This is a genomic window from Vibrio sp. KUL80, from assembly GCF_059725495.1.
This window is the reverse complement of sequence record NZ_AP045841.1, coordinates 2,656,011-2,676,677: the sequence shown is the minus strand read 5'-3', so window position 1 is coordinate 2,676,677 and position 20,667 is coordinate 2,656,011. Positions and strand designations below refer to the sequence as shown.

Here is a 20,667-nt window from a genome sequence, read left to right as displayed (position 1 = left end):
ACCGGGCTCCACATTTGTTCCCACTTCACTCCAAAATAGCACATTGGCGTGGTGTGGGTATAGGCGTTAAGGCGTAAAGGTAGCCACACCTAGCTCATCTTCGCGCTTGGTTTTCGCCATCATCTGAGTTGGTGAAATTACGGTGCGAAGATCCATGTCTTTTTCTGTTCTTACGATCTCACCACGTAGAGAGTTCGCAAATACATCGGTAATTTTCACGTCAACAAACTGGCCGATCAGCTCAGCGCCACCTTCGAAGTTTACTACGCGGTTGTTTTCAGTACGCGCACGAAGCTCCATTAGGTTCTTCTTAGATGGTCCCTCAACAAGAACGCGTTGCTCAGTGTCTAGCATTAGACGAGAGTAGCGCATCGCTTGTGTGTTAACAGTTTGCTGTAGCTCGTACAAGCGGTCTTTTTTGGTTTGCTCTGGAAGATCACATGGGTAATCTGCCGCTGGCGTACCTGGACGTGGTGAGAAGATGAAGCTGAAGCTCATATCGAAATCGACATCTTTGATAAGCTTCATAGTGTCTTGGAAGTCTTTGTCTGTCTCACCAGGGAAGCCAACGATAAAGTCCGAGCTGATTTGAATATCAGGACGTGCTTTACGCAGCTTGCGAATAATTGATTTGTATTCGATTGCTGTGTGTGGACGTTTCATCATCGTTAGGATGCGGTCTGAACCACTCTGTACAGGAAGATGCAGGAAGCTAACAAGCTCTGGCGTGTCTTCGTATACCGCAATGATGTCGTCAGTAAATTCTAGCGGGTGGCTCGTTGTGAAACGAATACGATCGATACCATCGATAGAAGCAACGAGACGAAGCAGCTCTGCGAATGAGCAGATGTCGCCATCGTGCATTGGACCACGGTATGCGTTTACGTTTTGACCTAGCAGGTTTACTTCACGAACGCCTTGCTCGGCAAGCTGGGCAATTTCGAATAGAACGTCATCCATTGGACGGCTAACTTCTTCACCGCGAGTGTATGGTACTACGCAGTAAGTACAGTATTTTGAGCAGCCTTCCATAATAGAAACGAAAGCAGTCGCACCTTCAGCACGAGGCTCAGGCAGGCGGTCGAATTTCTCGATCTCTGGGAACGAAATATCCATTACTGGTGCTTCGTCGCTTTGAGATTGCTTGATCATCTCAGGCAGACGGTGCAAAGTCTGTGGACCAAAAATAACGTCAACGAACGGTGCACGTTCGCGGATATGGTCACCTTCTTGAGTCGCTACGCAGCCACCAACACCGATCACAACGCCTTCTTTTTTGTCTTTAAGCGTTTTCCAACGACCAAGTTGGTGGAACACTTTTTCTTGCGCTTTTTCACGGATCGAACAAGTGTTCAATAGTAGTACGTCTGCTTCCTCTGGCTCTTCAGTTAGCTCATAGCCATTTGCAGCATTAAGCAGATCGGCCATTTTTGATGAATCGTATTCGTTCATCTGGCAGCCCCAGGTTTTAATTAGCAGTTTCTTACTCATCACTATCGCTCGTCAGTTATGTAAATCTTATGCTGAACTATTGTTCAAATTATAGCCACCATCTCGGCGGTAAGCGGCGTATTGTACTGCTTTAAAAACCGCCTGACTAGGGGTAGGGGAAAAACTCTTTGAGAGCTTATATTTCAATTGTTGCGAGGCGATATTAGCCCTCACAAAAGCAGGGATTTGGTCGGGAAAATACTCGCGCTTTCGTATGTGGCTACGTACAATGAGAACATATTGATTTTAAGACAGTAATAAGACGATGGAACAGTTTGAAATAGCAGTAGTAGGCGGTGGCATGGTCGGCGCAGCGTTGGCTCTTGGTCTTGCTAAGCAGGGGCGCTCCGTCGCTGTGATAGAGAAGTTTACACCCAAGACGTTTGATTCCAGTCAACCAATGGATTTGCGTGTCTCAGCTATTTCTCACCGCTCAGTCGACTTATTAGAGTCCTTAGATGCCTGGCAGGCGATACAGGCGATGCGCGTCTGTCCGTATGCGCGGCTAGAAACGTGGGAAGCGGATACCTGTCGTATTCGATTCAATGCCAAGGTGCTTGCTCTGCCTCAGCTTGGCTACATTGTAGAGAATCGTCTCATACAGCTAGGGCTTTGGGCACAATTCGAGCGCTTCGATAACCTCAAAGTCATTGAAGGAGATGGCGTTGAGAGTTTAGAACTTAGCCCAAACAATTCCACCATTACGTTGGAGTCCGGACGCGTTCTTAATGCAGGCTTAGTGGTGGGTGCTGACGGTGCGAATTCACGAGTTCGTAGTGCGGCGGGAATCGGAATTACTGCGTGGGATTACCGTCAAGAGTGCATGTTGATTAATGTCGAGACGGAGCTGCCGCAGCAAGATATCACCTGGCAATGGTTTACCACTTCAGGACCTCGATCGTTTCTGCCGTTGTGTGGCAATCAGGGGTCGTTAGTTTGGTATGATTCTCCTAAGCGCATTAGGCAGCTAAAAGCCATGACCGCTGCTCAATTAGAGCAAGAAATAATCACGCATTTCCCTAAAGAGCTTGGGTCAATAAAGGTGCTACAGCATGGTTCATTCCCACTGACTCGTCGCCATGCACAGCATTACCACAAACAGGGTTGTGTGATTGTCGGTGATGCGGCACATACGATTAACCCGCTTGCTGGGCAGGGAGTGAATCTTGGCTTTAAAGATGTCGAGACACTGCTTGAGTGTTTTGAGTCAAAGGGCGTCAATGATGAAGCGCTAGTTCGTTACGAGCGATTGCGTCGCCCTGATAACTTGTTGATGCAAACAGGGATGGATGTCTTCTACAAAGGCTTTAGCAACACTCTCCCCCCCATTGCTTTTGTTCGAAATGCTCTGCTCAAGATTGCAGAGCACTCTGGCCCGATAAAACAACAGGTGCTGAAGTACGCGATTGGCCTTAAGTAGCGAGAATCAGTCCATCACAATACATGCAGGCGCAGCGATATTCTCGATCTTTGATACAAGTGTTGGCTGGCCTGTTTCGTGATTCAAACTAAACAGGCCCACACTGTGCGAGCGCTGGTTAGCAGTAATCAGCCACTTACCATCGGAAGAAAGTGAGAGGTCTCGCGGGAAATCGCCACCAGAGCTGACGTGACCTTGGTAGACAGGGTTCGTTGGTTCGGAGACGTCAAACCAGGAAATTATCGACTCTCCTCGACTTGTAAGGTAAAGGTAGCGCTGATCGGCAGAGAGTTTTATCGCTGCGGCTGCCCCATGACATTTGTGTTCTGGAAAGCCTGCTTGGTTTGCAATTACCTCCCATCGCTTATCCCTATTTCGTCGAATCACTACTAATGATTCATCGAGTTCACATAGGACAAATCCAATTCTACCATCGCAGCTAAAGGCGGTATGCCTTGGTCCCGAACCTGGTGGCAACTCTAGTCGTTGCAGCTCCTCAAGTTCCTCATTGTGCTGCTCATAAAACGTGAGCATGTCGATACCAAGGTCCACCGTCATGAACACAGAGCAGTTTGGTATAAACGCGACTTGGTGCCCGTGAGGAGCTAACTGTCTATCAGGGTGCGGACCGTGGCCTTTATTGGTGATAATGGAGATTCTGTCCTCAATCATGCCGTTTGAAGTGAGTCGGAACAGTTCGAAATTACCTGTACCGTAATGGGCAACGGCAATCAAGTTTAGGTCTTTTGATATTGCAATGTGACAGGGAGCATCTCCCTCGAGCGCGATCCGTTGAAGAATAGCTCCCTGGTGGCTAACGAAGTAAAGCGCGGCACCATCTTGCTGATATTGTTCAGAGACTACATAAATACCAGAATCGGTTTTTACGAGATAAGAGGCATCACAAATATTCGTAAGCTTAGTCTGCTGGGCCAGTTGACCATCTGACGTCAGTGTTAAGGCACAAAAGCCCAAATGGTGAGGATCTGAGTATTGACCAACGAGGATATTGAAAGGTAAAGATTTCACTTTGATTCCCAAGAGTAACAGGTTTGCTAAGCATCTCTGGGGTTGTGCAATAAAGGTAGTATCAGGAGAGAAATCTGTGAGGAGTGTTGCGAAACATATGACTCTACAGGGACTAGACGGCTCGCGATAGAAAAAGAGCGAACAATTGGCAAGAAAAAAGGCTCGTCAAATGACGAGCCTTTCTTGTAATGGTGCGGAAGGAGAGACTTGAACTCTCACACCTTGCGGCGCCAGAACCTAAATCTGGTGCGTCTACCAATTCCGCCACTTCCGCAACAAATCTTTATAGTTAAGAGAGTAATTGGTAAAACTCAATCTCAACGTTGTGTCGTAAGTATAACTTACAAAATAAATGGTGGCTACGACGGGATTCGAACCTGTGACCCCATCATTATGAGTGATGTGCTCTAACCAACTGAGCTACGTAGCCACTCGAGGCTTTCGCCATTTATTCTTTCAAAAGAAAGATGGTGCGGAAGGAGAGACTTGAACTCTCACACCTTGCGGCGCCAGAACCTAAATCTGGTGCGTCTACCAATTCCGCCACTTCCGCAACAAAACTTATGGTTAAGAGAGTAATTGGTAAAACTCAATCTTAACGTTGTAACCTGAACAATGTCAGAGCCACTTAAATAGTGGTGGGCTAACTAGAGCCGAACCAGAGACAATAGATGGGGCATCAAAAGCCGCTTCTCTATCGCGCCACTTTAAATAGTGGCAGGGCTACCTGGATTCGAACCAGGGAATGGCGGCATCAAAAGCCGCTGCCTTACCGCTTGGCGATAGCCCTGCAGAAAACAACGAGTAAACGTTATTATCTAAAAGATGGTGCGGAAGGAGAGACTTGAACTCTCACACCTTGCGGCGCCAGAACCTAAATCTGGTGCGTCTACCAATTCCGCCACTTCCGCAACAAAACTTATAGTTAAGAGAGTAATCGGTAAAACTCGATCTTAACGTTGTACTTGAAGGCGAGCCTACAAGTTGTAATAAATGGTGGCTACGACGGGATTCGAACCTGTGACCCCATCATTATGAGTGATGTGCTCTAACCAGCTGAGCTACGTAGCCACTCGAGGCTTTCGCCTTATTGTTCTTTCAAAAAGAAAGATGGTGCGGAAGGAGAGACTTGAACTCTCACACCTTGCGGCGCCAGAACCTAAATCTGGTGCGTCTACCAATTCCGCCACTTCCGCAACAAAACTTTGTAGTTAAGAGAGTAATTGGTAAAACTCGATCTTAACGTTGTAACCTGATTTTTTAATCAGAGCCACTTAAATAGTGGCAGGGCTACCTGGATTCGAACCAGGGAATGGCGGCATCAAAAGCCGCTGCCTTACCGCTTGGCGATAGCCCTGCAGAAAACAACGAATAAACGTTATTATCTAAAAGATGGTGCGGAAGGAGAGACTTGAACTCTCACACCTTGCGGCGCCAGAACCTAAATCTGGTGCGTCTACCAATTCCGCCACTTCCGCAACAAAACTTATAGTTAAGAGAGTAATTGGTAAAACTCAATCTTAACGTTGTAACCTGAACAATGTCAGAGCCACTTAAATAGTGGCAGGGCTACCTGGATTCGAACCAGGGAATGGCGGCATCAAAAGCCGCTGCCTTACCGCTTGGCGATAGCCCTGCAGAAAACAACGAGTAAACGTTATTATCTAAAAGATGGTGCGGAAGGAGAGACTTGAACTCTCACACCTTGCGGCGCCAGAACCTAAATCTGGTGCGTCTACCAATTCCGCCACTTCCGCAACAAAACTCTGTAGTTAAGAGAGTAATTGGTAAAACTCAATCTTAACGTTGTAACCTGATTTTAAATCAGAGCCACTTAAATAGTGGCAGGGCTACCTGGATTCGAACCAGGGAATGGCGGCATCAAAAGCCGCTGCCTTACCGCTTGGCGATAGCCCTGCAGAAAACAACGAGTAAACGTTATTATCTAAAAGATGGTGCGGAAGGAGAGACTTGAACTCTCACACCTTGCGGCGCCAGAACCTAAATCTGGTGCGTCTACCAATTCCGCCACTTCCGCAACAAAACTCTGTAGTTAAGAGAGTAATTGGTAAAACTCAATCTTAACGTTGTAACCTGATTTTAAATCAGAGCCACTTAAATAGTGGCAGGGCTACCTGGATTCGAACCAGGGAATGGCGGCATCAAAAGCCGCTGCCTTACCGCTTGGCGATAGCCCTGCAGAAAACAACGAATAAACGTTATTATCTAAAAGATGGTGCGGAAGGAGAGACTTGAACTCTCACACCTTGCGGCGCCAGAACCTAAATCTGGTGCGTCTACCAATTCCGCCACTTCCGCAACGCTCTTATTTCTAAGAGAATTTATAGTTAAGAGAGTAATTGGTAAAACTCAATCTTAACGTTGTACTTGAAGGCGAACCTGCAAGTTGTAATAAATGGTGGCTACGACGGGATTCGAACCTGTGACCCCATCATTATGAGTGATGTGCTCTAACCAGCTGAGCTACGTAGCCACTCTTGAGAGCGAGAGAATATAATACAAACTCGTCTCATGTGCCAAGGTTTTTTTCAAAAAAACTTGCCACTTTAAAAGTGGCAGGGCTACCTGGATTCGAACCAGGGAATGGCGGCATCAAAAGCCGCTGCCTTACCGCTTGGCGATAGCCCTGCAGATAACAACGAAAACGTTGTTCAACAATAATGGTGCGGAAGGAGAGACTTGAACTCTCACACCTTGCGGCGCCAGAACCTAAATCTGGTGCGTCTACCAATTCCGCCACTTCCGCATTATTTCCTAAAGACTCTAAAAAGAGCATTTAGGAAATGGTGGCTACGACGGGATTCGAACCTGTGACCCCATCATTATGAGTGATGTGCTCTAACCAGCTGAGCTACGTAGCCATTTCCATATTGTTGATTCTCTTTGAAAGTTGCCTTATCGCTGAGAACGGGGCGCATTATGCGGAGTTGAATCTGATGCGTCAACTTATTTTGCGAAGAAATTAGCGAAAAAGTGCCGTTCGAGCTTTTTTTAATCAAACCGCTCTGTTTCTGATCTAAATCTGCTAGATAATTGCCGATTTCGCGAGGGTCTATTTGCTTTGTAGTAGGCGTTTATTGTGAGTTGATAGACCTTGTAAAACAACAAAAGCCAGCAGTTGCTGGCTTTTTAAACAATAACGAGTGCGTCGTAATTATACGTTGAAGCGGAAGTGAACTACATCACCATCTTTAACGATGTATTCTTTACCTTCTAGACGCCATTTACCTGCATCTTTTGCACCAGACTCGCCGTTGTACTGGATGAAGTCGTCATAACCAACGACTTCTGCGCGGATAAAGCCTTTTTCGAAGTCAGTGTGGATCTTACCTGCCGCTTGCGGCGCAGTTGCACCAACAGGGATAGTCCATGCACGCACTTCTTTAACGCCAGCAGTGAAGTAGGTTTGTAGCGTTAGAAGCTCATAACCAGAGCGGATTACTCGGTTAAGACCTGGCTCTTCAATGCCCATGTCTGCTAGGAACTCTTCGCGATCTTCGTCGTCTAGCTCAGAAAGCTCAGATTCGATAGATGCGCAAACCGCAACAACCACGTTGTTTTCTTTCTCTGCGTACTCACGCACTGCATCAAGGTAAGGGTTGTTTTCAAAACCATCTTCATTCACGTTTGCGATGTACATGGTTGGCTTAAGAGTCAGGAAGTTTAGATAACCAACAGCTGCTAGCTCTTCTTTCGCAAGATCAACAGTACGTGCCATGCCACCTTCAGTAAGAACCGGCAGTAGTTTTTCAAGTACTGTTAGCTCGAACTTAGCGTCTTTGTCGCCGCCTTTTGCTTTCTTAGCGTTGCGCTGAATTGCGCGCTCACAAGAATCTAGGTCAGCCAGCGCAAGCTCTAGGTTGATCACTTCGATATCTTCGATTGGCGATACTTTACCCGCAACGTGAACGATGTTTTCGTTCTCAAAACAGCGAACTACGTGACCGATAGCGTCAGTTTCACGGATGTTAGCCAGGAATTTGTTACCTAGGCCTTCACCTTTAGAAGCACCAGCAACAAGACCAGCGATGTCCACAAATTCCATAGTTGTTGGAAGGATCTTTTGTGGATTAACAATTTTCGCCAGCGCGTCTAGGCGTAGATCTGGCACAGGTACCACGCCTGTGTTTGGTTCGATAGTACAGAACGGGAAGTTTGCTGCTTCGATACCAGCTTTAGTCAGTGCGTTAAACAGAGTTGACTTACCTACGTTTGGTAGACCAACGATGCCACATTTAAAACCCATGATTGTAAACCTTATTCAGCTTTGAAGGTGTGTAAGCGATTTTGTGCTTTTGTCAGGCCATCTTTGAGTAAGATGTCGAGACTGCGTACGGATTCATCGACAACAGCATCAAGGCATTCTTGCTCTTTTGCTGGTGCTTTACCGAGTACATAACCTGCTACTTTGTCTTTGTGTCCAGGGTGGCCAATGCCAATCCTTAGACGATAAAATTCTTTATTGTTGCCCAGCTTGCTAATGGTGTCTTTTAAACCATTATGACCGCCGTGACCGCCCGCTTTTTTGAACTTGGCAACGCCTGGAGGTAAGTCTAGCTCATCGTGAGCGACCATGATCTCTTCAGGTTTGATCTGGTAAAACTTCGCCAATGCAGCGATAGCCTTGCCAGATAGGTTCATAAATGTGGTCGGGATTAACAGTCTTAAGTCACTGCCATTCACCAGAATTCGTCCTGTGAGACCGAAGAACTTTGGTTCGTTTTTCAAAGTGACATTGTGGATACGAGCGAGTTCCTCTACCACCCAAGCACCGGCATTGTGACGCGTGCGAGCGTATTCAGGTCCAGGGTTGGCAAGGCCTACAAGCAATTTTATCTGCTGAGTCAACGTTAAGATCTCTCTTGAATCTCAAAAGCGCGGTATGATAGCACACTAAATTGGCACAAAAAATGTGAATACAAAAAAACCACTTCGATAGGAAGTGGTTTTTTCATTTCTAGACGAGGATTACTTTGAAGTAAACATCGCAGAGATAGACTCTTCGTTGCTGATGCGACGAATCGCTTCAGCAAGCATGCTAGATAGAGTTAGCTGAGTAACTTTACCAGTCGCAGCCATCTCTTTAGATAGCGTGATAGAGTCAGTCACGATAACTTGGTCTAGAACAGAGTTCTTGATGTTCTTCGCTGCGTTACCAGAGAATACTGCGTGAGTTGCGTAAGCGAATACACGCTTAGCACCGCGCTCTTTAAGCGCTTCTGCAGCTTTACATAGCGTGCCACCAGTATCGATCATGTCATCAACGATCACACAGTCGCGACCTTCAACATCACCGATTAGGTTCATCACTTCAGATACGTTAGCACGTGGACGACGCTTGTCGACGATTGCGATATCGATATCGCCTAGTGCTTTAGCAGTAGCACGAGCACGAACAACACCACCAAGGTCAGGAGAAACAACAACTGGATCCTCAAGACCACGCTCAGCCATGTCTTCAAGAAGCACTGGAGTACCGAAGATGTTATCTACAGGTACATCGAAGAAGCCTTGAATCTGCTCTGCGTGTAGGTCGATAGTAAGAACGCGGTCAACGCCAACGTTTGAAAGGAAGTCTGCAACAACTTTTGCAGTGATTGGTACACGTGCAGAACGTACACGACGGTCTTGACGAGCGTAACCAAAGTAAGGAATAACAGCAGTAATACGGCCTGCTGAAGCGCGGCGCATTGCATCAATCATTACCACTAACTCCATTAGGTTGTCGTTAGTTGGCGCACAAGTTGACTGAATGATGAATACATCACTACCACGAACGTTTTCGTTGATTTGAACAGCGACTTCGCCGTCAGAGAAACGGTCAACAGTAGCATCTCCTAGAGAGATGTATAGACGGTCAGCAATACGTTGGGCTAGTTCAGGTGTTGCGTTACCAGCAAATAGCTTCATATCAGGCACGGTGGAAACCTCAGGGTTGCGTCCAGTTTAAACAGATTGTAAATGGGCTAATTCATAGTTAGCCAGGGTCTCTAACAAAGGAGAGCGGTTGCACCCTTTCGCCACAAAAGCGGAGACGGTGTCAGGAAGCATTTCAAGGACTTTCTCGGCATTTTCTTTGCTATTAAACTCGGAAAACACACAAGATCCTGTCCCCGTCAATCTTGACGGCGCGTATTGTAGCAGCCAAGAAAGTTGGTTATCAACCTCTGGATAGAGCATTCGTACAATTTTTTCGCAATCGTTTACGTGAGGGATCTCTAAAAGCGTTGCTAGCTCTCGCTTTGGCGTATTTCTTGTAAGATCGGGATGAGTAAAGATATCGACAGTTGCGATGCTGACTTTTGGTTTTACGACCAGGTACCAATTCTCAACTGGGTCAGCAGGAGATAGCTTCTCACCAACACCTTCTGCAAATGCGGCGAATCCACGCACAAACACAGGCACATCCGCGCCAAGCGCAAGGCCTATCTCAGCGAGTTCGTCGCTGTTTAAGCCGGTTTGCCATAAAAAGTTGAGCGCGACAAGCACCGTAGCCGCATTAGAGGAACCACCGCCGATACCTCCTCCCATTGGCAGTATTTTATCCAGCTTAATGTGTGCCCCAAAAAGGCACTCTGCCTTGGCTTGAAGGGCGGTAGCGGCCTTCCAGATTAAGTTATCTTGCGTTGCGACACCTTCAATGTCGGGAGACAAGGTGATCTCACCGCTGTTGTTCGCCGTGATCTCTAATGAGTCACATAGGTCAATAAACTGAAATAAGGTTTGCAGTTCGTGGTAACCATTAGGCTGTCTGCCTGTTATGTATAGAAATAGGTTGAGCTTGGCTGGGCTTGGCCACGTGGTGGTTTCGGTGATCATGTTGCGTTCGGTCACTGTTTGATGGTCCATTTAGATACAACGAGGTTTAGCTTAGTGTCGTCTTGCACCAATTGCATTCGAGTTGGCATTGGCAGTGTGCGCTCGGTGTCTTCGACATTGAATGCTCTATATTCAGTGTAATTAAGCGCCCAAGTCTTCTGGTTGAGTTCTTTGGAAAGGCTTGCCACTGTATTAAGGTCATTCAGCTGATAAGTGTCCGCATTTGTCGGAAGGCCGATGAGCCAACCTGCGAGTTGCTCGATAGGGATATTGAGCCCAGTCAGCTGATAGATCAGTAGATTGGCGTCTTGACCGGAGAGTTTCTGGTCATCATAGGTTTCGATAAACGCACCGTTGGGTGTTGAGGTGAGGTTAAACACCGTCTGACCTAAAAAAGTGGTTAAACGCACTTGGGTTAAATTGGCGGAATACGTCCAATGGAAATTGAGCGTTTGGCGCTGTTCAGGAGAAATATAACCGAGCTTGCCATTGGCGGTATATTGATTCAGTGATTCAAGTTGTTGGCGGTGAGCTTGCCATTCCACACTGTGAGGCTCGGGTGGCAAGGTACTACAACCAATCAAAAATAGTGCTGTGAACGTATAAAAGAAGCGACGATAAAGTCTGGTCATAGGAAACTACTTACGTGATGGATTATTGTTCAAATTCAATACAATATTGAAAGACTATAGCATCAATCCCACAAACTCAGGAAAACATATTGGTCAGAGACTTTCAATAAATGGTGCCATCAAGTAAAATTCTGCCCTATTTGTCAAATCCGTATCAGAGAATTCGCGTTACATGTCATTGCTTGCTATTGGTATTAACCACAATACAGCGTCAGTGGATCTGAGAGAGAAGGTGGCGTTTCCACCTGAAAAACTCGACCGAGCACTGAATGAGCTGAGAGACAATACCAAAGTCAATGGTTCAGTGATTCTCTCGACCTGTAACCGTACCGAAATCTATTGTGACACTGGCGATACCAATAAGTCGCAATTGATCGATTGGTTGGTTCGTTTTCACGACGTACCTGCTGAAGAGCTCAAACCATCACTCTATGTCTATGAAGAGCAGGCCGCTATCAAGCACTTGATGCGCGTCTCCTGTGGTCTTGACTCGCTAGTATTGGGCGAGCCGCAAATCCTAGGGCAGGTAAAACAGGCGTACAGTGATGCTCGTGATCACCAGTCGGTAGAAGGTGGCATAGAGAAGCTGTTTCAAAAGACGTTCTCTGTAGCTAAGCGAGTACGTACCGAAACGGAAATTGGTAGCAGTGCGGTTTCTGTTGCCTATGCCGCTACCACACTTGCGAGACAGATTTTTGAGTCGTTAGCTGAGTCCACGGTTCTGCTTGTGGGCGCAGGCGAGACAATTGAACTGGTAGCTAAGCACTTAGAAGGGCAAGGGTGCAAGAAGATGATCGTTGCCAACCGTACCAAAGAGCGAGCTGAAGTGTTGGCTTCTCAGTTTGGTGCTGAGGTGATTGCACTTAATGATATTCCGGAAGTGTTGCCAAAAGCCGACATTGTGATCAGCTCTACGGCGAGTCCATTACCGATTATTGGTAAGGGTATGGTTGAAACTGCGATTAAGAAGCGTCGCTATCAACCTATGCTTCTTATCGACATTGCCGTGCCGCGCGATATTGAATCGCAAGTTGGCGAACTCAACGATGCCTACCTTTATACTGTTGATGATTTGCAGTCTATTGTTGATAGCAATATCGAACAGAGAAAAGTAGAAGCGATTCAAGCGGAAGCCATCGTAAGTGAAGAGAGCGCGCAGTTTATGTCTTGGATGCGTTCTCTGCAGGCCGTTGATAGCATTCGGCAGTATCGCAAACAGGCGAATGACACCAGACAAGATATACTATCTAAAAGCTTACAAGCGCTAGCCGCAGGGGGAGACCCAGAGAAAGTGCTGCTAGAGCTCAGTAATAAATTAACAAACAAGCTTATTCATGCGCCGACCATAGCGCTGCAAGATGCCGCAGAGCAGGGTGATCCTGCGAAACTCACGGTTATCAGACAGAGTTTGGGTTTAGACCAAACGAAATAAGCCTCACCCCGAGAAAAGACGCAATTATGAAAGCCTCCATTTTAGTAAAATTGGAAACTCTGGTTGAACGCTACGAAGAAGTTCAACATCTACTTGGTGACCCTGGTGTTATCGGTGACCAAGATAAGTTCCGCGCTCTTTCTAAAGAGTACTCTCAGCTTGAAGAAGTGACGAAGTGTTTCCAAGCCTACCAGCAAGCGCAAGACGATCTTGAAGCTGCGGAGGAGATGGCAAAAGAAGACGACGCTGAGATGCGCGAAATGGCTCAAGAAGAGATCAAAGAAGCGAAAGCGTCGATCGAAAACCTGGCAGATGAGCTACAAATTCTTCTGCTACCAAAAGATCCAAACGATGAGCGCAACTGTTTCCTAGAAATCCGTGCTGGCGCGGGTGGCGACGAAGCGGGTATCTTCGCGGGCAACCTTTTCCGTATGTACTCTAAATTTGCCGAGAAGAAAGGCTGGCGCGTTGAGGTAATGAGCTGCAACGAGTCTGAGCAAGGCGGTTACAAAGAGATGATCGCAAAAGTATCGGGTGATGCTGTCTACGGTACAATGAAGTTCGAATCTGGTGGTCACCGCGTACAACGTGTCCCAGAAACTGAGTCTCAAGGCCGTGTACATACGTCAGCATGTACTGTTGCTGTCATGCCTGAGATCCCAGAAGCCGACCTACCAGAAATCAAAGCCGCAGATCTTAAGATCGATACCTTCCGTGCATCTGGCGCGGGTGGTCAGCACGTTAACACCACGGATTCTGCAATTCGTATTACTCACTTGCCAACAGGTACTGTGGTAGAGTGTCAGGATGAGCGTTCACAGCATAAGAACAAAGCGAAAGCGATGGCTGTGCTAGCAGCACGTATTGTGCAAGCAGAAGAAGCACGCCGCGCAGCTGAAGTTTCGGATGCTCGTCGTAACCTACTAGGTTCTGGTGACCGTAGTGACCGTATTCGTACTTACAACTACCCGCAAGGCCGCGTATCGGACCACCGTATCAACTTAACGCTCTACCGTTTGAACGAAGTAATGGAAGGTGATTTGGCAAGCCTTATCGACCCAGTACTTCAAGAGCACCAAGCTGACCAGCTCGCAGCGCTTGCAGAGAACAACTAATTCATGTCGTTAGATATGTCGATAGAAGCGGTGCTCAAACGAGCATCGCTTGTTCTTTCTGAGACCAGCAGCGATTCACCAAGCCTTGATGCCGCAGTGCTGCTTTGTCACGCGTTAGGTAAGCCTCGCAGCTACCTCATGACGTGGCCAGAGAAACCGCTGACCGAGTCAGAGCAAATTGTGTTCGATGAGCTGTTGTCTCGAAGAACCAAAGGCGAGCCCGTTGCCTACATTCTAGGCGAACGAGAGTTCTGGTCCCTATCACTTAACGTTGCTCCAAGCACATTGATTCCAAGACCTGATACCGAGCGTCTTGTTGAATTGGCATTGGATAAAGCGATGCAGATTGACGGAGACCTGTTGGATTTAGGGACGGGAACCGGCGCAATCGCGTTGGCCTTAGCTTCTGAACTGCCAAAACGCCGCGTAAAAGGTGTTGATTACCAAGAGCATGCGGTGGAGTTGGCGACAGGTAATGCTAAGAAGCTTGATATTTCCAATGCAAGTTTTTCCCAAGGAAGCTGGTTTGAGCCGATTGATGCAGCTCACAAGTTCGCCATTATTGTCTCTAACCCCCCTTATATTGACGAAAATGACCCCCATCTTTCTCAAGGGGATGTTCGTTTTGAACCGTCGTCAGCTTTGGTTGCAGAAAATAACGGCTTGGCCGATATAGAAACCATAAGTGCACAAGCACCCAATTACTTGCTTGATGGTGGCTGGTTGTTGTTCGAACACGGGTTTGAACAAGGTGAGGCGGTTAGAAACATACTAGAAACGAACGGCTTTACCGAGGTCATCACAGAGAAAGACTACGCAAGCAATGATAGAGTGACACTTGGAAAGTGGCACCAATAATAACGAAAAGAAAGTAAGAGAGACGCCAACATGTATGAAGGATTAAAGCATTTTCACCTTTTGACGATAGCGATTTCTGTCGCCTTGTTAACTGTGCGATACGGGTTGCTCATGGCAAATTCACCAAAAGTGAACCTGCCATTTCTAAAGCGTTTCCCACACATTAATGACTCTCTTTTGTTGTTGTCAGGCTTTGGCTTGATTGCATACACAGGGTTTGTTCCTTTCACGGACGCAGCACCGTGGATGACGGAAAAGGTGACCTGCATACTGGCTTACTTTGCCTTGGCCTTTTTCACTATAAAGCTAGCAAAGAACAAATTATTAAGAACGTGTGCCTTCTTTGGCGCGCTGGGATGGCTCATGATGGCTGCGAAGATTGCCATGCTGAAAACGCCATTCCTTATGGGGTAAACCATGATTGAACTGTTTGATGAAGATTTTGATGCGATTGAGTTAGCAGAAGGTGCACTGATCTTAAACAAAGCAGTGGATCCAGAAACGGATCAGCATTGGGCCGAACTAGAATTGGCTAGGCTTGCAGAAGAAGCTGAGCAACAGCTGTTCCATGAAAGAAATGATAAGCAGCGACTCGACTCGCTACTAAGATTGTTTTACACCGAATGGCAATTTAAAGGTGACCACGACGAGTACTTCTCGTCGGATAACGCCTTCATTGATAAGGTGCTTGAGCGTCGAAAGGGTGTACCTGTTAGCCTAGGTTCTATCTTGCTCTACCTTGGTCACAAGCTTGGCTTGCCGCTGGAAGCGGTGACGTTCCCAACGCAATTTTTAGTCAAGGTTTGTTGGCCAAATGAAGCGCCGGTATACATCAATCCTTATGATGGTGAATACGTCAGTAAAAAGCGCCTGCAAGCTTGGCTAATTGGCCATGAAGGTCCTTTGGCAAAGCTAGAGGCTAAACACCTAGAAACGGTCGATAACCCAACGGTAATTGGTCGCTGGTTGGCGCTGCTTAAGAGCGCGCTATTGCGTGAAGAAAAGTACACGCTCGCGCTGCGTTGTACTGATCTTGCATTAACCTTTGTTCCAGACGATCCTTATGAAATCCGCGATCGTGGCTATATTTACCAACAGCTGGATTGCCATCAAATAGCGGCGAGCGATTTTCAGTACTTTATCGATCAATGTCCCGATGACCCAGCTATCGAATTATTGAAAACGCAGGTGTCAGCTATCAGCCGCACCCCTGTGACTCTTCACTAAACTCAGAGAATAACAACATGGAAATGAAAACTGTACACGTGGGTGATATCCCAGTCGCGAACGACAAGCCTTTTACGCTGTTCGCGGGTATGAACGTATTGGAATCACGCGATCTTGCGATGCAGATCTGTGAGCACTATGTGAAGGTTACTGAGAAACTTGGCATTCCTTACGTTTTCAAAGCGTCTTTCGATAAGGCGAACCGTAGCTCAGTTCATTCTTACCGAGGCCCAGGCTTGGAAGAAGGTATGAAAATCTTCCAAGAGCTAAAAGATACGTTTGGCGTGAAAATCATTACCGATGTTCATACCGAAGCGCAAGCACAGCCAGTAGCGGATGTGGTTGATGTTATTCAGCTACCTGCGTTCCTAGCTCGTCAAACTGACCTTGTTGAGGCGATGGCTAAAACGGGTGCGGTTATTAACGTTAAGAAGCCTCAGTTCATGAGCCCAGGTCAAGTTGGCAACATCGTTGATAAGTTTGCAGAATGTGGCAACGACAACATTATTCTGTGTGAGCGTGGCTCATGCCATGGCTACGATAACCTAGTGGTTGATATGCTTGGTTTCGGTGTAATGAAAAAAGCATCAAATGGCAGCCCAATCATTTTTGACGTGACTCACTCGCTTCAGATGCGTGATCCTTCAGGTGCAGCTTCTGGCGGTCGCCGCGAGCAGACTGTAGAACTTGCTAAAGCGGGTTTGGCGACTGGCATTGCAGGTCTGTTTATTGAGGCTCACCCAAATCCAGATAAAGCACTATGTGACGGCCCTTCTGCATTACCATTGGATAAACTAGAACCATTCCTAGCGCAGATGAAGGCACTCGATGACCTGATTAAAGGCTTTGAGCACATCGATATCAAATAGGTTCTAACGTTACCTAGTCAAAAGCCAGCTTGAATTCAGCTGGCTTTTTTATGTTCACTATTTGTGTTGAGCAATCGTTTCTTCGCAGAAAAAACACCTTCCAGCCATTGAATACCTACCACTATTCTTCTGCTATCTATTACAGTTTCATAGCGCGTAATTACATTACTGATAATAATGCCAGCTGATGTATATCAACTTGTGATATAGATTACATAAAAGTGAAATCGTAATGTTATGTTTAAACGCTTACTTTAAACTAACGCAAATTTTGTCGATGTTTTTCGTAGTCTTACAACACAATAGATCGGCAAAATATGAGCAAACCCAATATGCTCAAGGCAGTGGTTCCCAAAAAATTAAAGGTATGACAATGAAAAAAAGCCTTATGTTTAAGTCCGTGCTAAGCGCGGCTATCATCGCGTCATTAGCAGGATGCGCAACTCAACCAGAGCAAGAATGGAATGCTGATGAGAGTTATAAGCTAACGATTCTTCATACCAATGACCATCACGGTCGCTTCTGGCAAAACAAATACGGTGAGTATGGTATGGCAGCGCGTAAAACGCTGATCGACCAGATTCGTGCTGATGTAGAAGCGGAAGGTGGTAGCGTATTACTGCTGTCAGGTGGTGATATCAATACGGGTGTTCCTGAGTCTGACCTTCAGGATGCAGAACCGGACTTTAAAGGCATGAGCATGATTGGTTACGATGCAATGGCATTGGGTAACCATGAGTTCGATAACCCGCTGGAAGTCCTGTTTAAGCAGAAAGAGTGGGCGAACTTCCCAATGCTGTCTGCCAATATCTATGACAAGAAAACTGGTGAGCGTTTGTTCGATGCTTACCACATGTTTGATAAGCAAGGCATTAAGATTGCGGTTATCGGTCTAACGACTGAAGACACGGCAAAAATCGGCAATCCTGAGTACATCGGTGGTATTGAGTTCCGCGATCCGAAAGTAGAAGCTAAAAAACTGATTGCAGAGCTTAAAGAAACAGAAAAACCCGATCTTATTTTCGCGGTAACTCACATGGGTCACTACGAGAACGGTCAGCGTGGTGTGAACGCACCGGGTGACGTTGCGCTTGCTCGCTACTTGAACGAAGGCGACCTCGATATGATCGTTGGTGGTCACTCTCAAGAGCCTGTATGTATGGAAGGTCCAAACGTCGTGAAGAAGAACTTCAAGCCAAGCGACGAGTGTAAACCAGATATCCAAAATGGTACTTGGATTGTTCAAGCGTACGAGTGGGGCAAGTATGTCGGTCGTGCCGACTATGAGTTCAAAAATGGTGAGCTGAATATGGTGAGCTACGACCTTATTCCAGTGAACCTGAAGAAGAAAGTAAAAGTTGACGGTAAGAAACAGCGTGTTCTTGTTGAAGATGAGATCAAGCAAGATGCAGAACTGCTGGCGTTCTTGACTCCATTCCAAGAGAAAGGTCAGGAGCAACTCGGTGCTAAGATTGGTGAAACCAATGGCAAGCTGGAAGGCGACCGTAATGTGGTTCGCTTTAGCCAAACCAATCTAGGTCGTCTAATTGGTACTGCTCACATGGAGCGTGCTAAAGCCGATTTCGCTGTGATGAACTCAGGCGGTGTACGTGACTCAATCGCAGAAGGCGATGTGACGTACAAAGACGTGCTGATTGTTCAGCCATTTGGCAACATCATCACCTACACTGACATGACAGGTGCAGAAGTTCTTGATTATCTGAATGTTGTCGCAACCAAACCTGTTGATTCTGGTGCCTATGCGCAGTTCGCCGGTATTTCAATGACTGTCGATAAGGACCAAGTATCTGACGTGGTTATCAACGGCAAAGCACTTGACCCGAAAGCCACTTACCGCTTCACGGTACCGAGCTTTAACGCTGCTGGCGGTGACGGCTATCCGAAACTAACAGGTCACCCTGGCCACGTAAACACGGGCTTCGTCGATGCTGAAGTATTGAAAGACTACCTAGAAGCAAATAGCCCAATCGATGTGAATAAGTACCAGCCTAAAGGCGAAATTGTCTATAAGAACTAGACATTAACGGGTTTTTATTCGATAAATAGAGCGGTGCCAATTGGCACCGTTTTTTTGTTTTGCGAGTAAGCCGAGTAAGCATAGACTCGCCACGTCGTGCATTTTGGAGTAGGCAATGACACCAGCAATCAATCTGGCAAAGAAGAAGAAAATCACCCACACCGTGCATCAATATGATCATGACCCACGCCATGAAAGCTATGGACTGGAAGCGGTCGAGGCGTTAGGGCAAGATCCAGAAAGTGTCTTCAAAACGCTGCTGTTCGCCATTAACGGTGAGCCCAAAAACCTAGCGGTTGCCGTCATACCTGTTGAAGAAAAACTGAATCTGAAACTTGCAGCCAAAGCGGCTGGTGGCAAAAAAGCAGACATGGCAGACAAAGACATTGCTCAGAAGACGACGGGATACGTGCTTGGAGGCATTAGTCCACTAGGGCAGAAAAAAGCACTGCCAACGTTTATTCATAGCACGGCACAAGACCGCGATACCATGTGTGTGAGTGCGGGCAAAAGGGGATTGGAGATTGAGCTAGCACCATCCGATTTGGCAGCGCTAACTCGAGCTAAGTTTGTTAATCTCTGTGAGGCCTAACAGCGGTTATTATGCCGCTTACTTTTTCAGAGATAGGGTTCCACCGACACGCGGCTTACGTTGCCCCGAATCAGACTGTCCTGCTTTAGGGTTCACTGGTCGCTTGTTATTTGGCTTTGAAGGGCGAGACTTATTACCTGATTGGTTTGGCTTACGCTGACCAGGCTTGCCACCTCGGCTGCCCTCATTACGACCATTCTCAGAGTCTGAGTGGCGACGTTTGCTAGGACCACGACGGTACTCATCCGCGCCATGACCAGAATAGGTCTTCATCTTGTCGCGCTTACCTTCACGCTCTTTGTCACGTTTGGCCTCGCGGCGCGCATCATGCAGTTTTGCATCCGTTGCTTTAGTGATGTGGCGACCTTTTGCATCTTTACGAGAGGCTTCTTCGGTGCTGACAGAGCCTTCACACATACGCAGGATCTCGGCAACTTCTTCATCGGAGAGGTAGCGCCATTTTCCGTTCGGGATCCCATCGATTGAGATGTTCATGATGCGCACACGGCGCAGCTTAAGGACGTCATAACCCAAAGCTTCACACATACGACGGATCTGACGGTTAAGCCCCTGCGTTAGCGTAATACGAAATGAGAACTTGGTTTCTTGCTCGACCTTACACGGCAGAGTCACTGTATCCAAGATAGCGACACCAGCACCCATTTTCTTGATGAAGTCCTTGGTGATTGGCTTATCGACACGAACCACGTACTCTTTCTCGTGGTTATTACCAGCGCGCAGGATCTTATTGACGATATCGCCGTCATTGGTCAAGAAAATAAGACCATCAGATGGCTTATCCAGGCGACCGATAGGAAAGATGCGCTTGTGGTGGCCGACGAAGTCAACGATGTTTCCAGGGACGTCACGCTCTGTCGTACACGTGATGCCTGTCGGCTTATTCAGAGCGATATAGATTGGTTTCTCTTTACTGCGAACTGGCTTGCCATCAATCTCAACATTATCACCCGGCATAACCTTAGTGCCCATTTCTGGCACCTTGCCGTTAATCGTCACGCGTTGTTGCTCAATGAGCCTATCCGCTTCACGACGCGAGCAAAAGCCCGTTTCACTGATGTATTTGTTGAGACGTTTTCCGTCAGCAGAGTTCGACATGCGAAGTA

General features: G+C 47.0%; 17 protein-coding genes and 19 tRNA genes. 9 read left to right on the top strand and 27 right to left on the bottom strand.

Translation table 11 applies throughout. The features are described 5' to 3' along the window. Positions 1–66 precede the first annotated feature (66 nt). Positions 67–1,491: a tRNA (N6-isopentenyl adenosine(37)-C2)-methylthiotransferase MiaB gene (miaB, locus tag AC6I8U_RS12325; protein WP_128647824.1), complete on the bottom strand. Its 1,425-nt coding sequence runs from the start codon at positions 1,489–1,491 to the stop codon at positions 67–69. A 265-nt stretch (positions 1,492–1,756) separates the two neighbouring features. On the opposite strand from miaB, the gene AC6I8U_RS12320 reads away from it, so the two are divergent. Then, positions 1,757–2,911: a 2-octaprenyl-3-methyl-6-methoxy-1,4-benzoquinol hydroxylase gene (locus AC6I8U_RS12320; RefSeq protein WP_498017040.1), complete on the top strand. Its 1,155-nt coding sequence runs from the start codon at positions 1,757–1,759 to the stop codon at positions 2,909–2,911. 6 nt (positions 2,912–2,917) lie between these two features. Here AC6I8U_RS12320 and AC6I8U_RS12315 read toward each other — a convergent pair whose 3' ends face one another. The 25 genes from AC6I8U_RS12315 to lolB form a co-directional block, all read right to left on the bottom strand. After that, positions 2,918–3,940, bottom strand: a complete 1,023-nt coding sequence (locus AC6I8U_RS12315) for a lactonase family protein (RefSeq protein WP_498017039.1) — start codon at positions 3,938–3,940, stop codon at positions 2,918–2,920. 189 nt (positions 3,941–4,129) lie between these two features. After that, positions 4,130–4,214 (bottom strand) — tRNA-Leu (locus tag AC6I8U_RS12310). Between the two features lie 79 nt (positions 4,215–4,293). Further along, positions 4,294–4,370: transfer RNA gene (locus AC6I8U_RS12305), tRNA-Met, on the bottom strand. Positions 4,371–4,408: 38 nt separating this feature from the next. Then, a tRNA-Leu gene (locus AC6I8U_RS12300) sits at positions 4,409–4,493 on the bottom strand. Positions 4,494–4,655: 162 nt separating this feature from the next. Further along, positions 4,656–4,730: transfer RNA gene (locus AC6I8U_RS12295), tRNA-Gln, on the bottom strand. A 36-nt stretch (positions 4,731–4,766) separates the two neighbouring features. Further along, positions 4,767–4,851 (bottom strand) — tRNA-Leu (locus AC6I8U_RS12290). 83 nt (positions 4,852–4,934) lie between these two features. Then, positions 4,935–5,011: transfer RNA gene (locus AC6I8U_RS12285), tRNA-Met, on the bottom strand. Positions 5,012–5,051: 40 nt separating this feature from the next. Beyond that, positions 5,052–5,136, bottom strand: a tRNA-Leu gene (locus AC6I8U_RS12280). An 86-nt stretch (positions 5,137–5,222) separates the two neighbouring features. Beyond that, positions 5,223–5,297: transfer RNA gene (locus tag AC6I8U_RS12275), tRNA-Gln, on the bottom strand. A 36-nt stretch (positions 5,298–5,333) separates the two neighbouring features. Continuing rightward, positions 5,334–5,418 (bottom strand) — tRNA-Leu (locus tag AC6I8U_RS12270). Between the two features lie 83 nt (positions 5,419–5,501). Next, positions 5,502–5,576, bottom strand: a tRNA-Gln gene (locus AC6I8U_RS12265). Between the two features lie 36 nt (positions 5,577–5,612). Beyond that, positions 5,613–5,697, bottom strand: a tRNA-Leu gene (locus AC6I8U_RS12260). An 85-nt stretch (positions 5,698–5,782) separates the two neighbouring features. After that, positions 5,783–5,857, bottom strand: a tRNA-Gln gene (locus tag AC6I8U_RS12255). Positions 5,858–5,893: 36 nt separating this feature from the next. Then, positions 5,894–5,978: transfer RNA gene (locus tag AC6I8U_RS12250), tRNA-Leu, on the bottom strand. A gap of 85 nt (positions 5,979–6,063) precedes the next feature. After that, positions 6,064–6,138: transfer RNA gene (locus tag AC6I8U_RS12245), tRNA-Gln, on the bottom strand. 36 nt (positions 6,139–6,174) lie between these two features. Further along, a tRNA-Leu gene (locus AC6I8U_RS12240) sits at positions 6,175–6,259 on the bottom strand. A 98-nt stretch (positions 6,260–6,357) separates the two neighbouring features. Beyond that, a tRNA-Met gene (locus AC6I8U_RS12235) sits at positions 6,358–6,434 on the bottom strand. Positions 6,435–6,514: 80 nt separating this feature from the next. Then, positions 6,515–6,589: transfer RNA gene (locus AC6I8U_RS12230), tRNA-Gln, on the bottom strand. 33 nt (positions 6,590–6,622) lie between these two features. Next, positions 6,623–6,707 (bottom strand) — tRNA-Leu (locus AC6I8U_RS12225). A gap of 38 nt (positions 6,708–6,745) precedes the next feature. After that, a tRNA-Met gene (locus tag AC6I8U_RS12220) sits at positions 6,746–6,822 on the bottom strand. Between the two features lie 293 nt (positions 6,823–7,115). Then, the gene (ychF, locus tag AC6I8U_RS12215) at positions 7,116–8,207 is read right to left on the bottom strand and encodes a redox-regulated ATPase YchF (protein WP_042473930.1); all 1,092 of its coding nucleotides are present in this window, start codon (positions 8,205–8,207) and stop codon (positions 7,116–7,118) included. An 11-nt stretch (positions 8,208–8,218) separates the two neighbouring features. After that, the gene (gene pth, locus AC6I8U_RS12210; protein ID WP_234494335.1) at positions 8,219–8,809 is read right to left on the bottom strand and encodes an aminoacyl-tRNA hydrolase; all 591 of its coding nucleotides are present in this window, start codon (positions 8,807–8,809) and stop codon (positions 8,219–8,221) included. Between the two features lie 120 nt (positions 8,810–8,929). Then, complete coding sequence (locus tag AC6I8U_RS12205; protein WP_042473932.1) at positions 8,930–9,880, bottom strand: ribose-phosphate pyrophosphokinase; 951 nt, start codon at positions 9,878–9,880, stop codon at positions 8,930–8,932. Positions 9,881–9,907: 27 nt separating this feature from the next. Continuing rightward, entirely contained in the window at positions 9,908–10,780 is an 873-nt protein-coding gene (ispE, locus tag AC6I8U_RS12200) for a 4-(cytidine 5'-diphospho)-2-C-methyl-D-erythritol kinase (RefSeq protein ID WP_498018359.1), read from the bottom strand. An 11-nt stretch (positions 10,781–10,791) separates the two neighbouring features. Beyond that, a complete protein-coding gene (gene lolB, locus AC6I8U_RS12195; RefSeq protein ID WP_498017038.1) occupies positions 10,792–11,412 on the bottom strand; it encodes a lipoprotein insertase outer membrane protein LolB in 621 nt (206 codons plus the stop codon). Positions 11,413–11,584: 172 nt separating this feature from the next. Between lolB and hemA the strand changes: the two genes are divergently transcribed. The 8 genes from hemA to ybaK all read left to right on the top strand — a co-directional run bounded on the left by hemA (position 11,585) and on the right by ybaK (position 19,543). Next, positions 11,585–12,844: a glutamyl-tRNA reductase gene (gene hemA, locus AC6I8U_RS12190; RefSeq protein ID WP_498017037.1), complete on the top strand. Its 1,260-nt coding sequence runs from the start codon at positions 11,585–11,587 to the stop codon at positions 12,842–12,844. Between the two features lie 26 nt (positions 12,845–12,870). Then, on the top strand, positions 12,871–13,959 hold the full coding sequence (gene prfA / locus AC6I8U_RS12185) for a peptide chain release factor 1 (RefSeq protein ID WP_252013726.1): 1,089 nt from the start codon (positions 12,871–12,873) through the stop codon (positions 13,957–13,959). 3 nt (positions 13,960–13,962) lie between these two features. After that, positions 13,963–14,817 (top strand): peptide chain release factor N(5)-glutamine methyltransferase, encoded by an 855-nt coding sequence (prmC, locus tag AC6I8U_RS12180; protein ID WP_498017036.1) that lies wholly within the window; start codon positions 13,963–13,965, stop codon positions 14,815–14,817. A 30-nt stretch (positions 14,818–14,847) separates the two neighbouring features. Further along, the gene (locus tag AC6I8U_RS12175) at positions 14,848–15,231 is read left to right on the top strand and encodes a SirB2 family protein (protein WP_234494331.1); all 384 of its coding nucleotides are present in this window, start codon (positions 14,848–14,850) and stop codon (positions 15,229–15,231) included. Between the two features lie 3 nt (positions 15,232–15,234). Beyond that, positions 15,235–16,044 (top strand): SirB1 family protein, encoded by an 810-nt coding sequence (locus AC6I8U_RS12170; RefSeq protein ID WP_234494330.1) that lies wholly within the window; start codon positions 15,235–15,237, stop codon positions 16,042–16,044. A gap of 17 nt (positions 16,045–16,061) precedes the next feature. Then, entirely contained in the window at positions 16,062–16,913 is an 852-nt protein-coding gene (gene kdsA, locus AC6I8U_RS12165; protein WP_234494329.1) for a 3-deoxy-8-phosphooctulonate synthase, read from the top strand. A gap of 373 nt (positions 16,914–17,286) precedes the next feature. Then, positions 17,287–18,951 (top strand): bifunctional UDP-sugar hydrolase/5'-nucleotidase UshA, encoded by a 1,665-nt coding sequence (gene ushA, locus AC6I8U_RS12160; RefSeq protein WP_498017035.1) that lies wholly within the window; start codon positions 17,287–17,289, stop codon positions 18,949–18,951. 115 nt (positions 18,952–19,066) lie between these two features. Then, positions 19,067–19,543, top strand: coding sequence for a Cys-tRNA(Pro) deacylase (gene ybaK, locus AC6I8U_RS12155; RefSeq protein ID WP_042473943.1), 477 nt, complete (start codon positions 19,067–19,069; stop codon positions 19,541–19,543). 18 nt (positions 19,544–19,561) lie between these two features. On the opposite strand, the gene rluF is transcribed toward ybaK, so the two are convergent. After that, a complete protein-coding gene (rluF, locus tag AC6I8U_RS12150) occupies positions 19,562–20,659 on the bottom strand; it encodes a 23S rRNA pseudouridine(2604) synthase RluF (protein ID WP_042473946.1) in 1,098 nt (365 codons plus the stop codon). Positions 20,660–20,667: the final 8 nt, after the last annotated feature.